The sequence below is a fragment of the Pseudomonas sp. DC3200b2 genome (assembly GCF_049895785.1).
Taxonomy (GTDB): Bacteria; Pseudomonadota; Gammaproteobacteria; order Pseudomonadales; family Pseudomonadaceae; genus Aquipseudomonas; species Aquipseudomonas massiliensis.
In genome coordinates this window covers 750,228-763,423 of the sequence record NZ_JAFCTA010000002.1, presented here as the reverse complement: position 1 = coordinate 763,423, position 13,196 = coordinate 750,228, and the positions used below count along the sequence as shown (strand labels likewise).

At 64.6% G+C, this 13,196-nt stretch carries 11 protein-coding genes; 5 read left to right on the top strand and 6 right to left on the bottom strand.

Features of this window, described 5'->3' with window-relative positions:
• Positions 1-74 precede the first annotated feature (74 nt).
• From mgrA to ACP691_RS09190, 3 genes are read right to left on the bottom strand one after another with little or no spacing between them, the layout of a single operon-like run.
• Entirely contained in the window at positions 75-1,112 is a 1,038-nt protein-coding gene (gene mgrA / locus ACP691_RS09200; protein WP_426199576.1) for an L-glyceraldehyde 3-phosphate reductase, read from the bottom strand.
• 21 nt (positions 1,113-1,133) lie between these two features.
• Positions 1,134-2,465 carry an LLM class flavin-dependent oxidoreductase gene (locus tag ACP691_RS09195; RefSeq protein ID WP_426199673.1) on the bottom strand — a complete coding sequence of 444 codons (1,332 nt, stop codon included), beginning with the start codon at positions 2,463-2,465 and terminating at the stop codon, positions 1,134-1,136.
• Entirely contained in the window at positions 2,465-4,627 is a 2,163-nt protein-coding gene (locus ACP691_RS09190; RefSeq protein WP_426199671.1) for a TonB-dependent receptor, read from the bottom strand. The genes ACP691_RS09195 and ACP691_RS09190 overlap by 1 nt, the downstream gene beginning before the upstream one ends.
• 456 nt (positions 4,628-5,083) lie before the next feature.
• Between ACP691_RS09190 and ACP691_RS09185 the strand changes: the two genes are divergently transcribed.
• From ACP691_RS09185 to ACP691_RS09175, 3 genes are read left to right on the top strand one after another with little or no spacing between them, the layout of a single operon-like run.
• Positions 5,084-5,917 carry an energy transducer TonB gene (locus ACP691_RS09185; protein WP_426199575.1) on the top strand — a complete coding sequence of 278 codons (834 nt, stop codon included), beginning with the start codon at positions 5,084-5,086 and terminating at the stop codon, positions 5,915-5,917.
• Positions 5,918-5,944: 27 nt separating this feature from the next.
• Positions 5,945-6,664, top strand: a complete 720-nt coding sequence (locus ACP691_RS09180; protein ID WP_426199669.1) for a MotA/TolQ/ExbB proton channel family protein — start codon at positions 5,945-5,947, stop codon at positions 6,662-6,664.
• Position 6,665: 1 nt separating this feature from the next.
• On the top strand, positions 6,666-7,067 hold the full coding sequence (locus ACP691_RS09175; RefSeq protein WP_426199574.1) for an ExbD/TolR family protein: 402 nt from the start codon (positions 6,666-6,668) through the stop codon (positions 7,065-7,067).
• Between the two features lie 9 nt (positions 7,068-7,076).
• On the opposite strand, the gene ACP691_RS09170 is transcribed toward ACP691_RS09175, so the two are convergent.
• A complete protein-coding gene (locus ACP691_RS09170; RefSeq protein WP_426199572.1) occupies positions 7,077-8,129 on the bottom strand; it encodes an NAD(P)-dependent alcohol dehydrogenase in 1,053 nt (350 codons plus the stop codon).
• A 173-nt stretch (positions 8,130-8,302) separates the two neighbouring features.
• Here ACP691_RS09170 and ACP691_RS09165 point away from each other — a divergent pair, with 173 nt between their 5' ends.
• Positions 8,303-9,211: an AraC family transcriptional regulator N-terminal domain-containing protein gene (locus ACP691_RS09165; protein WP_426199570.1), complete on the top strand. Its 909-nt coding sequence runs from the start codon at positions 8,303-8,305 to the stop codon at positions 9,209-9,211.
• Between the two features lie 208 nt (positions 9,212-9,419).
• The gene (gene katG, locus ACP691_RS09160) at positions 9,420-11,654 is read left to right on the top strand and encodes a catalase/peroxidase HPI (protein WP_426199569.1); all 2,235 of its coding nucleotides are present in this window, start codon (positions 9,420-9,422) and stop codon (positions 11,652-11,654) included.
• 67 nt (positions 11,655-11,721) lie between these two features.
• Here katG and ACP691_RS09155 read toward each other — a convergent pair whose 3' ends face one another.
• Complete coding sequence (locus tag ACP691_RS09155) at positions 11,722-12,423, bottom strand: type 1 glutamine amidotransferase domain-containing protein (RefSeq protein WP_426199567.1); 702 nt, start codon at positions 12,421-12,423, stop codon at positions 11,722-11,724.
• Between the two features lie 75 nt (positions 12,424-12,498).
• The gene (locus ACP691_RS09150; protein WP_426199566.1) at positions 12,499-13,119 is read right to left on the bottom strand and encodes a cyclodeaminase/cyclohydrolase family protein; all 621 of its coding nucleotides are present in this window, start codon (positions 13,117-13,119) and stop codon (positions 12,499-12,501) included.
• Positions 13,120-13,196 lie beyond the last annotated feature (77 nt).

Below are 13,196 nucleotides of genomic sequence, written 5' to 3'. Positions count from 1 at the left end.
GGCCGCGGTGTTGATGCCCTGGGCTGCGTAGCCCAAGGCAAGTCATGCAAGCGAAGTGGTGAATCACACCACGGTCATTCCGCGCTCGAAGGCTTCTCCCAGAGGTTGATCTTGCCTTCGACGGCGAAGCGGTCGATCTCGATCAGTTCCTGTTCGGTAAAGTCCAGACGCTGCAGCGCGGCCACGTTTTCCACGATCTGCTCCGGCCGACTGGCGCCGATCAGCGCGCTGGTCACTCGCGGGTCACGCAGGGTCCAGGCCAGGGCCAACTGCGCCAGGCTTTGCCCGCGGGCCTTGGCGATCTCGTTGAGCGCGCGGACATGGGCCAGGTTTGCCTCGGACAGGTGATCGGCGCGCAGCGACTGGCCGCCCGGCCGGTTGACCCGGGCATCGTCTGGAATACCGTTGAGGTATTTGTCCGTCAGCAGGCCCTGGGCCAGGGGCGTGAAGGCGATGACTCCGGCACCCAATTGCTCGGTGGTTTCCAAGAGGTCTTTTTCCACCCAGCGATTGAGCAGGTTGTAGGCCGGCTGGTGAATCAACAAGGGCACTTTCCACTCGGCCAGCAGGGCAGCCATTTCCCGGGTCTTGCTCCCGGAATAGGAACTGATGCCTACATAGAGGGCTTTGCCTTGCCGCACGGCGGTAGCCAGGGCGCTTGCGGTCTCTTCCAAGGGCGTATCCGGGTCGAAGCGGTGCGAGTAGAAAATGTCCACGTAGTCCAGGCCCATGCGCTTGAGGCTTTGGTCCAGGCTCGCCAGGACGTATTTTCGCGACCCGCCGCCCTGGCCGTAGGGGCCAGGCCACATGTCCCAGCCAGCCTTGGTGGAAATGATCAGTTCGTCGCGATAGGCGTGGAAATCCTCGCGCAGCAGGCGCCCGAAATTGATCTCGGCGCTGCCGTAGGGTGGGCCGTAGTTGTTGGCCAGGTCAAAATGGTTGATGCCCAGGTCGAACGCGGTCCGCAGCATGGCGCGCTGGCGCTCGATAGGGGTGCTGTCGCCGAAGTTATGCCATAGTCCCAGGGAAAGGGCGGGCAATACCAGGCCGCTATGGCCCACGCGGCGATAGGGGATACGTTCGTAGCGGTCAGCGCTGGCGCTATAGGTCATGGGAATCCTCTGAGGGCGAGCTCAACTGTAGTGGCGGTTGGCTGGGCGCCGCAGCCCTAGATGCTCGCGCAGGGTGCGGCCGCTGTAGGCGGTGCGGAACAACCCGCGGCGTTGCAGCTCAGGCACCAGCAGCCGGACTACGTTTTCCAGGCCTGCCGGCAAGTGCGGCACCAGAATATTGAAACCATCGGCGGCCCGCTGTTCAAACCAATCCTGCAACTGGTCGGCAATCTGGATCGGGGTGCCGACCAGGCTGAAATGCCCACGTCCGCCGGCGATGCGCTTGCCCAGCTGCGCCAGGCTCAGGCCTTCGTCCCCGGCCAGGCGGCTCAGCAGCGCCTGCCGGCTGCGTTGCCCGGACTCGGTCACGGGCAGCTCCGGTAGCGGACCGTCGGGCGGGTAACCGCTGAGGTCGAAGTTGCCCAGCATACGGCCCAACAATGCAATGCCCACCGCGGGCTCGACCAATGCCTGCAAGCTGGCGTCGATCGCCTGGGCCTGCGCTTCGCTTTCGGCCACCACCAGGTACACCCCAGGCATGACTTTCAACGAGGCCTCGTCCCGACCCTGTGCAGCCAGGCGGCCCTTGAGGTCGGCATAGAACCGCCGCGCCGACGCCAGGTCGGGCTGGGCGGTGAACACCACCTCGGCCGTGCGCGCGGCCAGGGCCAGGCCTGCCTCGGAAGCACCGGCCTGTACCACCACTGGCCAGCCCTGGGGTGGCCGGGCGACGTTCAGCGGGCCGCGCACCCTGAAGAAATCTCCGGCGTGGTCCAGTGAGCGCGTCCGGCCCGTGCGGTAGTACTCACCGCTGATTTTGTCGCGCACAAAGGCGTCATCGGCCCAGCTGTCCCAGAGGCCGGTCACGACCTGATGGAACTCTTCAGCTCGCTGGTAACGCTCGGCATGCCCCCAATGCGCTTCACGGCCGAAGTTGAAGGCTTCAGCCGCAGCGTCCGAGGTCACCAGGTTCCACCCGGCGCGGCCGGCGGACAGATGGTCCAGGGAGGCGAACTTGCGAGCCAGGTGATAGGGCTCGTTGTAGCTGGTAGTGGCGGTGGCGACCAGGCCAATGCGTTCGGTAGCCCCGCTCAGGGCTGCCAGCAGCGTCAGGGGCTCGAAGTGGTCCGAGCGCGCCATCCGGCTGGCCGTCTCGCCGGTGGCGGCGGCCACGCTGTCAGCCACGAACAGCAGGTCGAAGCAAGCGCCCTCGGCCAGCCGGGCCAAGTCGCGGTAATGGTTGATGTCCAAACCGGCATTGGCCGGAACCTCGGGGTGGCGCCACGCCGCGACATGGTGACCGGTGGCCATCAGGAACGCGCCCAGGCTCATTTGCCGTGATGAGGTCATGATCAGAAATCCTTGCGCACCTGGACACCGAAGTAGCGACGGTCGTCCCGGGGAACGGCCCGGTAGATGTAGCCGGTGCCACTGGCCAGCAGGGGAGAATACGACTTGTCGGCCAGGTTCTTGGCCAGCAGGGCGACGCGCCAGCCGCTATCGTAGTCCGCCAGCGCGGCGCTGGCGTTCCAGATGCCATAGGCGCCTTGCTTGGTGTTGGGGTTCTGGCTGATGTCGTATTGCACTTCGCTTTGCCAGCTGTAGTCGGTGCCCAGTTCCAGATCCAGGCCGTTGTCCAGGGGAATGCTGTAGTCGGCCCGGGCGTAGCCTTTCCAGTCCGGGCTGAAGGGCAGGGGCTTGCCATTCACGTTGCAGGAGGCCGCCGCGCCCGCCGGGCAGCCGAATTCATCGATGCGTGCGTGGGTATAGGCCAGGGCGGCGGACAACTTCAGTTGCCGCGTGGCTTGCAAGGCCAGGTCCAGCTCCGCGCCCTGGCTGGTGACGCTGCCGGCGTTGATCAGCCGCGTCACCACCTGCCCGGCCACGGTGTCATAGAAATTGGCCTGGTAGTTGTCATAGTCGCTGTGGAACAGCGCCGCATTGGCGGTCAGCCGGTCGTTCCAGGCGGTGGCCTTGATGCCCAGTTCCCAGGTATTGGACGTTTCCGGCTTCAGCGGATCGGTGTCCCTGGGCTGCATGTTGAAGAACACGTTGTAGGCCGGGCCCTTGTACCCTCGCGAATAGGTCAGGTAGGTCATTACCTGGTCGGTGAGGTCGTATTGCAGGCCGAGACGACCGGACCAGCCGTCCTCGTCCACCGAGCCGTCGCTACTGGTGCCTGGCTGGATGCCGCTCACGGTAGTGGCGGAAGTGGATACCCGGCGATGGTCGTAGGAGAGGTAGTCATGGGTGAAGCGCAGGCCGACGATGCCGCGTAGCCTTGAACTGAAGTGCAGGGTCGTCTCGCCGAAGGCCGCCACGCTGTCGCTGGTGGTGCCATAGTCGGCCACGCCACGCTCTGTGATGCTGGTGGTGACCAGGCTACGACGGTAGGTTTCGTCATCCTTGGCATGCATGTAGTACAGCCCTGTGACGTACTCGGCGAACTGGCCCTTGGGCGAGGCCAGGCGTAGCTCCTGGCTGTACTGGTCGTAGCTCAGGTTGCCCTTGTCTTCGGTGCCCGGGAAGGCGCTGCTGATGGTCGAGAGACGGTCGCCGTCCTGCCATTGAGTGTTGTCCCAGCCACGCCAGGCGGTGATGGACGTAAGGGTATAGGCTCCGAGCGACCAATCGGCCTGGACTGACAGACCCTTGTTGGTGTCTTCGACGTGGCTGCGGTAATCGCTGACGATGTTCTGGTTGTGACTGCTGGCGCTGACGGGGGACAGGGCAGTACCGAAGGCTGGGGTCAGCACCTGGCTGATGACGCCGTTGGCCGTGTCGTCATGGGCTGTCGTGTAGTCGGCGACGAGCGTGACGGTCAGCGTGTCCGAAGGGGTGTACTGCAGCTTGCCGCGGGCGCCGCGGTGGTTGTAGCCGTTGACTTCCTGGCCGTTGACCTTGTTGTCGACATTGCCATCGTAGCTGCTGACCAAGGTAGTCAGCGAGCCCTTGAGCCGGCCTGGAATCAGCGTGCCGCCAATGCCAAAGCGGGTGCGGCTTTCATTGCCGGTGTACCAGCCCTGGTCGATGTAGCCGTGGAAGCCATCCTCCGGGTTCCTGGTAACAATATTGAGTACGCCGGCCGAAGCGTTCTTGCCGAACAAGGTCCCCTGGGGGCCACGCAGCACTTCCACGCGGTCGATGTCCAGCAGGTCCAGGGTCGCCTGGCCAGGCCGCCCATAGACCACCCCATCGATCACCGTGGCGACGGTGGGCTCGACACCAGGCGAAGTGGAAATGGTGCCTACGCCGCGAATGAACAGGGCGGTGTCCTTGTTCGAGGCGTTGGTGCGGAAGTTCAAGGTAGGCACTTGCTGGGCCAGGGCCGCGACGCCGTTGCGATTGTCGCGCTCGAGTTGTTCTCCGTCGACTACCGTGACCGCCACCGGCACCGACTGCAGGGTTTCCTCTCGCCGGGTTGCGGTCACGGTGACGGCTTGCAGCCTCGGCGTCTGCGACTCCGCTTCGCTGCCTGCTTCGCTTGTGGCCTGGACCTCCTGTAAGGCCGACAACGACAGTACGGCGCATATGACCTGTGCCAGATGAGACGGCCTGAGAGCTTCCCTGTTTGAATGATGCATGCTGTGTTCGCTCGCGTGAATGCCGATAGCCTGCGGTTCGTGGACCGCTCCAGAGTGCGCTTCGGGGCATTCGCTCGAGCGAGTAGCGGGGCCGATGGGTTAGCGCGGACGACCCTATCCTGAGAGCGGATTGTTATATCGTCCAATAATAAAGAAGTATCTGCTTATAACTAATATGAGTAGGTATAAGGCGTCTCGAGATAAGGACCTAGCGGAAACCCTTGACCCTCACACGACGGCCCTCCCATGACGCATAGCTCTATTGGTTATAAACAAAGCATATATAGGAACTTCAAAGCATAAATTCATGCGTGCATGATCGCCTCCTGACGTCGATCCGGATGACCTCGGCGGATGTCCCCCGCCATCGAACAAGGAGCTTCATTCATGGCCGCTGCTCAATCTGCCCCACGGGCGGTTGCATCGCTGCCCGTGCCTTCGCCTCGCTCAAGCCTGGCGTCGGTCAGGCAACCCACGACACTGGCGCATTCAGCCTTGCAGGTAGTGCCACGCACGCCACTGAGTCGTCGGGAAGCCTGGCTATTGGGCGCGCTGGCAGCAGCGCTGCACGGAAGTGTTCTGTACTGGGCCGTGCAGTCGCCTCCACCCGTCCTTCCGGTAGTGCCGCCTCAGGTGCCGCCAATGACCCTGGAGTTCAGCCAGCCCGCGCCGCCAGTGGCAGCATCGCCCATGGCTTCGCCGCCCGTGGCCGCACCCGCCCCGATGGAAGCGCCAACCCCTGTGGAGGATGAGTTGGCCGCCAAGCCAGTGTCCAAACCAGCGCCAAAACCCAAACCCGTGGTCAAGGCCCCGCCGAAGGCGCAGCCCGAGCACGCCAAGCCTGCGCCGGCACCTATTTCTTCCCCGGCTCAACCAGCGCCTGTGGCACCTGCTCCAGTCGCGGCGCCGGCACCGGCCGCGCCCCCGGCGCCCACGGCTGTCACGCCGCCTTCGGCCAGCGCCGGCTACCTCAAGAATCCGGCGCCTGCGTATCCCGCCCTGGCGCAGCGCCGTGGCTGGGAAGGCACTGTACTGCTGCGGGTACATGTAACGGCCAGCGGTAGCCCGTCAGACATTCAGATCCAGCAAAGCGCGGGTCGCCAGCAGCTCGACGAGGCGGCGGTGGCCGCGGTCAGGCGCTGGAGCTTCGCGCCCGCCAGGCAGGGTAGCCAGGCGGTGGATGGCTGGGTCACGGTACCCATCGATTTCAAGATTCGCTAACCCACATTCACCCGGTTCGAGGATTTCATCATGGCACTTGCAGCACCCACCGCATCCGTCGAAAGCGGCGTCATCTGGCTGCTGATCGGCTTTTCTATCCTGACCTGGGGCCTGGCGTTGCTCAAGGCCGCGCAGTTCGCGCGCCTGAAGGTCCAGGACAAACGATTCTTCAAAGGATTCTGGGCTGCTCCGAACCTTGAGGCAGGCGCCGAGCTGAGTCATAGCCAGCCAGGCGCCGCGGCCCGAGTCGCCCAGGCCGGCTACGCCGCCCTGCATACCGGTGACGGGCAAGGCCCCAGCGACCTGGCTCACGCGATCAATCACCAGGACCGCCTCGAGCGTTCCCTGCGACAGCAGATCGTGCGAGAGCGACGCTCTCTGGAAACGGGGTTGGCCGTGGTCGCCAGTATCGGCAGCACATCTCCGTTCATCGGCCTGTTCGGGACGGTCTGGGGCATCATGGAAGCGCTCAAGGGCATCAGCGCTGCCGGCTCGGCAAGCCTGGAAACCGTGGCTGGTCCCATAGGCGCGGCGCTGGTGGCCACCGGGGTAGGCATCGCCGTCGCTGTTCCGGCGGTGCTGGTCTACAACTATTTCCTGCGCAGCCTGAAGGCCAAGGCCGCCGACCTTGACGACTTCGCCCATGACTTTTACAGCCTGGCGCAGAAGACAGCGTTCAAGGTACTGGCGCACCCCAGCGCCCGCAAGGCAAACCCGGCTGCGCAGGCCGTGAAGGAGGCGATCTGAAATGGCGTTTTCTACCCAGGACAGCGATGAGATATTGAGCGAAATCAACGTCACGCCCTTGGTGGACGTAATGCTGGTGTTGCTCGTGGTCTTCATCGTCACCGCGCCGCTGCTGACCAATGCGATTCCTATCGACCTGCCCAAGACCGAAGCGGTGGCGCCGGCGCAGCAGAAGGCGCCCCTGGTGGTGAGCATCGATGAGAAGGGCCAGTGGTTCGTGGACAAGGACGCCATCAGCGTTGACTTGCTAGAACACAATCTGCGCGCCGCGCATGAACGCAACCCGGACGTCAAGGTGCAATTGCAGGCAGACGCGGCCGCCAATTATGGCGCGGTAGCCAAAGCCATGGCCTCGATCGAGCGCGCCGGCATCACCAGGCTGTCGGTGATCACGGCGCGCTGAAGACACCACCTAGGCCTTCAAGGTTGCCATGTCGATCACGAAGCGGTACTTCACATCGCCCGCGATCATGCGGGTGTAGGCTTCGTTGATATTGCGGATGTCCAGCATCTCGATATCGCACGCGATGCCATGCTCGGCGCAGAAATCCAGAACCTCCTGGGTTTCGGCGATGCCACCGATCAACGAGCCGGCCAGTACCCGCCGTTTGAGCACCAGGTTGGCGGCGTGAAGGGCGGGGTCCACGGGTTCGATCAGGCCCACCAGGATGTGCGTGCCGTCGAAGCGCAGCGTTTCAAGGTAGGGGTTGAGGTCGTGCTGTACCGGAATGGTGTCGAGCAGGAAGTGGAAACGCCCAGCGGCGGCGGCCATCTGCTCGGGATCGGTGGACACGATCACATGGTCGGCGCCCTGGCGGCGAGCCTCCTCGGCCTTGCTGGCCGAGCGGGTGAACAGGGTCACTTCGGCACCCATGGCCTTGGCGAACTTGATGCCCATGTGGCCGAGTCCGCCCATGCCGAGGATGCCGACGCGGTCGCCTGGCTTGACCCCGTAGTGCTTCAAGGGGGAATAGGTGGTGATGCCGGCGCAGAGGATAGGCGCGGCGGCGGCCGGGTCCAGCGAGGCCGGTATATGGACCACGAACTCCTGGCGAACCACGATGCTGCTCGAGTAGCCACCCATGGTGTTGCTGCCGTCCACCCTGTCCGGGGTGGCATAGGTCATGGTCGGGCCTTCCAGGCAGTACTGTTCAAGGTCGGCGGCGCAAGCCTCGCAATGCTGGCAGGAGTCCACCATGCAACCCACACCCACCAGGTCGCCTACCTTGTGCCGGGTGACCCTGGGGCCGACCTCGGTGACCCGGCCGACAATCTCGTGGCCAGGCATCAAGGGGTAGACGGCGATGCCCCATTCGTTGCGTGCCTGATGAATGTCCGAATGGCAGACCCCGCAGTAGAGGATGTCGATGACCACGTCGTCGGGGCGTGGAGCGCGACGGTTGAAGGTCATGGGCGCCAGGGGCGCGGTAGGCGTTTGAGCGGCGTAGCCGATGGCGGTGTACATGAGAGGCCTCCTGGTCAGGCTGGAACAGACGATCATTGTCCAGGCCGAGTCCATTGCCGACGATGGACAATCCTCCGGTTGTGATGCCCATTCCTCCGAATCTTGCGCCGTCCCGCTTCTTGCGCGCGCCCTTTCTGCGAAGATAACCGCGTTCATTCCTCCGTAGCCCTTACATGTCCGTCACCACCTTTTCCGAAGCCAACCGCGCGTTGGCACAGCTCATCGAGCCGTTGGCCACTTGCCCCGGCTTCCTGGATACGGCCGTCCCTGGCGTGCAGGTGCTCAGCTGGGACCACTATGTGGCCAGCAGCCCGCAGATCTATGAACCCAGCCTGATCGTGCTCGCCCAGGGCAGCAAGCTGGCTCGTCTCGGTCCGCGGACCCTCGAATACGGCGCCGGTCATTACCTGGTACAGGCGCTCTCGGTGCCCTTCATGTGCGAAACCTTCGCCACGCCCCGCATGCCCCTCTATGGCGTGGCGGTATCCATCGAGCCGGGCATGCTTGCCGAACTCATCCAGACCATGGGCGTGCCGGCCGACGTCTCGGTGCAAGCGCAAACGCCTGAATCCATGACCTCCGCCCGGCTCGACGCTGCCATGCGCGAGGCGCTGGAGCAATTGGTACGCTGCCTTCACAACCCCGTCGATGCCCGGGTGCTGGGCAAGGGCAGGGTACGTGAAGTGCTCTACGCGGCATTGCGCGGCCCGCAGGCCGGTGCCTTGCGCGCGCTGATCGAGCAGCATGGCCATTTCGCCCGCATCGGCGCCGCCTTGCAGTACCTGCGTGACCACTATGACCAACCCTTGACCGTCGAACAGCTCGCCGAGCAAGCCACCATGAGCGTTTCGACCTTCCATGAGCACTTCAAGCGCAGCACGCTGTTGTCGCCTTTGCAGTACCTCAAGCGCTTGCGTCTGCTCAAGGCCCAACAGATGCTGGCAGGCGAGGGAATGAGCGTGGCCCAGGCGGGGCTTCATGTGGGCTATCAGAGCGCGTCTCAGTTCAGCCGGGAATACAAGCGCTACTTCGACCGCAGCCCCGGCCAGGAGCGAGCACCGCTGGCCGCGCTGGCGGGATGACGCTATCGCAGACATAGGAAAAGCCAATCGCGCTCCTGGAACGGCCCTGGAAGCCCCGTGTCAGACGCCTGGCGCACTGGCACGGCTGGCGAGCGACCCTGTCTGCGCAAGCCTGGGCGGGTTTGTCGCCTTGCTGGGCCAGTGCTAGGGTTTTTCCAACGTGCCGCCGTGACGGCGCGACAATGATCAGCCATATGAGGAGCAGTACATGAGCACCGAGTCAGAAAAAACCGGTGGTGGGTGCCCGTTCGGCCATGGCGCGCCTCGGCGCAAGCCGGGCAACCGGGACTGGTGGCCGGAAGCGCTGAGCCTCAACGCGCTGAACCAGCACTCCCCGCGCTCCAACCCCTATGGCGGGGATTTCGACTACGCGGCGGAATTCAAGACCCTGGACCTGGACGCTGTCATCGCCGACCTGCATGCGCTGATGACCGACTCCCAGGACTGGTGGCCGGCCGACTTCGGCCACTACGGTGGCTTGTTCATCCGCATGGCCTGGCACAGCGCTGGTACCTACCGCATCACCGACGGTCGTGGCGGCGCGGGTGGCGGGCAGCAGCGTTTCGCGCCCTTGAACAGCTGGCCGGACAACGCCTCCCTGGACAAGGCGCGCCGGCTGCTCTGGCCGATCAAGCAGAAATACGGGCGCAAGCTTTCCTGGGCCGATCTGTTCATCCTCACCGGCAACGTGGCGCTGGAGTCCATGGGCTTCAAGACGTTCGGTTTCGCGGGGGGGCGGGCTGATACCTGGGAGCCGGAAGAACTCTATTGGGGCCCGGAAGGTACCTGGCTGGGCGACGAACGCTACAGCGGCGAGCGCCAGCTGCATCCAGGCCTGGGTGCGGTGCAGATGGGGCTGATCTACGTGAACCCCGAAGGCCCCAACGGCAAGCCGGACCCCAAGGCCTCGGCCATCGACATCCGCGAAACCTTCGGCCGCATGGCCATGAACGACTATGAAACCGTGGCGCTGATCGCCGGCGGGCACACCTTCGGCAAGACCCACGGTGCCGGCGACCCCTCCTTCATGGGCCCTGAGCCGGAAGGGGCGGTGATCGAGGATCAGGGGCTGGGCTGGCGCAGCAAGTTCGAAACCGGTGTTGGCGCGCACGCCATCACGTCCGGCCTGGAGGTGATCTGGAGCCAGACGCCTACGCAGTGGTCCAATTACTTCTTCGAGAACCTGTTCAACTTCGAATGGGAACTGACCAAGAGTCCGGCTGGGGCGCACCAGTGGGTAGCCAGGGATGTAGGCGAGATCATTCCGGATCCGTTCGACCCCGACAAGAAGCGGCGCCCGACCATGCTCACCTCGGACCTGGCCCTGCGCTTCGACCCCGTCTACGAGAAAATTTCCCGGCACTTCAAGGATAACCCGGACGAATTCGCCGACGCCTTCGCCCGCGCCTGGTTCAAGCTCACGCACCGGGACATGGGGCCACTGGCGCGCTACCTCGGGCCGTTGGTGCCCAAGGAGGTGCTGATCTGGCAAGACCCTATCCCTGAGCGCGATCACCCTGTGATCGACGAGGCGGACATCGCTTCGCTCAAGCAGAGGATCCTCGGGCTGGGCTTCAGCGTCTCGGAGCTGGTGTCCGTGGCCTGGGCCTCGGCAGCCACTTACCGTGGGTCGGACAAGCGCGGCGGGGCCAACGGCGCGCGGATCCGCTTGGCGCCTCAGAAAGACTGGCCAGTGAACAATCCGCCACTGCTGGCGCGGGTACTGGAGAAGCTCACCGCGCTGCAGGCCGAGTTCAACAGCGCGGCCAGCGGGGGCAAGCGTGTGTCCCTGGCGGACCTTATCGTGCTGGCCGGTTGCGCGGCGATCGAGCAGGCGGCGCAGGCCGGTGGAGTCACCGTGGCTGTGCCCTTCACCCCGGGCCGGATGGACGCCGCCGAGGAGTGGACCGATGCGCACTCCTTCGAGGCATTGCGCCCCGTGGCCGACGGCTTCCGCAACTATTACCACGAGTCTCATTTCATGGCGCCGGAGGAAGCCCTGGTCGACAAGGCTCACCTGATGGGCTTGAGCGCGCCCGAGATGACGGTGCTGGTGGGCGGCATGCGGGTGCTGGGCACCAATGCCGACGGCGGCAAGGAAGGGGTCTTCACGCAACGGGTCGGCACCCTGTCCAACGACTTCTTCGTCAACCTGCTGGACATCAACAATGAGTGGACGGCCACCGAGCAGAAGAATCGCTTCCAGGGCCTGCACCGCAAGACGCGCCAACCCACCTGGACCGCCACTCGCGTGGACCTGATCTTCGGCGCCCAGTCGGAGCTGCGCGCCCAGGCTGAGGTGTATGGCTGCTCCGACGGCAACGAGAAGTTCGTGAACGACTTCGTCGCTGCCTGGAACAAGGTGATGAACGCCGACCGCATGGACATCGGCAAGCCCGAAGACCTGTTCAGCCAGAAGCTGTCCACCACCCCCGCTGTGTAAAAGGCCGCGGCAGCCGTTCAATCGTCATGCACCCATGGCTGTTGGCTAGCTGCCGCCAGCTTCCGAATCACTCGGAAGGCTTGGCCTCCTGGCTCAGGCGCCGCAGCAAGGCGTCAGCGGTGGCTTCGGACGAGGCCGGGTTCTGCCCGGTGATCAGGTGGCCGTCTTCCACCACGTAGCTACCCCAGTCCGCGCCCTTGGAATAGTCCCCACCATTGTTCTTGAGCATATCCTCCACCAGGAAGGGGACCACCTCGGTCAAGCCTACTGCCGCTTCCTCGCTGTTGCTGAAGCCGGTGACGCGCTTGCCCTGGACCACCGACTGGCCTTCCGGGTTCTTTACCCCCTTGAACACGCCGGGCGCGTGGCAGACAGCGGCCACCGGCTTGTTGGATGCGTAGAAGGAGGCGATCAAGGTTTGCGAGTCCTTGTCTTCGGCCAGGTCCCAGAGCGGGCCGTGGCCGCCCGGGTAGAACACGCCATCGAAATCATAGGGGTCGATTTCGCCAAGAGGCAGGGTATTGGCCAGGGCCTGTTGGGCTGCGCTGTCCTGGCCGAAGCGGCGGGTGGCCTCTGTCTGCGCGTCGGGCTCATCGCTTTTAGGGTCCAGAGGCGGCTGGCCGCCCTTGGGCGAGGCCAGGGTCACAGTGGCGCCCGCGTCCACGAAGCGGTAATAGGGCGCGGCGAACTCTTCGAGCCAGAACCCCGTCTTCTTGCCGGTGTCGCCCAGTTGGTCATGGGACGTGAGCACCATCAGGATTTTCTTCATCAACAAACCTCCAGGTAAATGAAGCGGCATGACCGCGTTTCGCTCCTGATTCTGAGGCTGTCCGGCGCCAGACGTTCAGCCGGAGGCGGCCTGTGGCCCTTGCATCAGGTCGGCCAGGGCCTGCTCGGCCTGCCGGCCAAGATTCCGGGCAGCGGCTTCGAAGGCTGCCGCGGCGGCGGGGTCGGCGAGCAGGGGAAGGTCCTCGGTCACGTTCAGCAGCAGGGCGCGCAGGTTCGCGTGCAGCATCAGGCCCCCGGCCAGGAGGTCGCAGCGCAAGCCCTTGGCCGCCAGCGGTAGCGCTGTCCTGGCCAGCTCCAGGGCACGCAGGGTGTCGGCGGCGGCGTGGCAGGCGCCTTCGGTCATGCGCCGGACATCGGCCTGGCGCAGCGCATCCTCCGGCGTGGTGTGGGGCAGGTCGTCGATGAAGCGGCCGAAGGCGCGCATATCTCGATCGGCGTGGGCGTCGAGCGTGGGCTGCAGGCTACGGGCCTGTTCCAGCAGTCGAGCCAGCGCCTCACTGGGCTGCCGCTCCAGGCTCTTGGCGAGGGCCATGGTGATCAGGGCCAGTGCCAGGCTGGCCCCCACCGCGGCCGTGGCGCCACAACTTGGGACTGCTTCCTGGCCGGCCAGGGCGTCGCGAAACCGGGCCAGCGGCCAGGCCCAGACTGTGGAGGGAATAGAGGCAGGCTTGCTCATGAGGGAAGACTCAGTCGAGGGGTGTCTATCAGAGCCACGAACATGGCGAAGATTGCAGGTATCCCATCGGACAATAA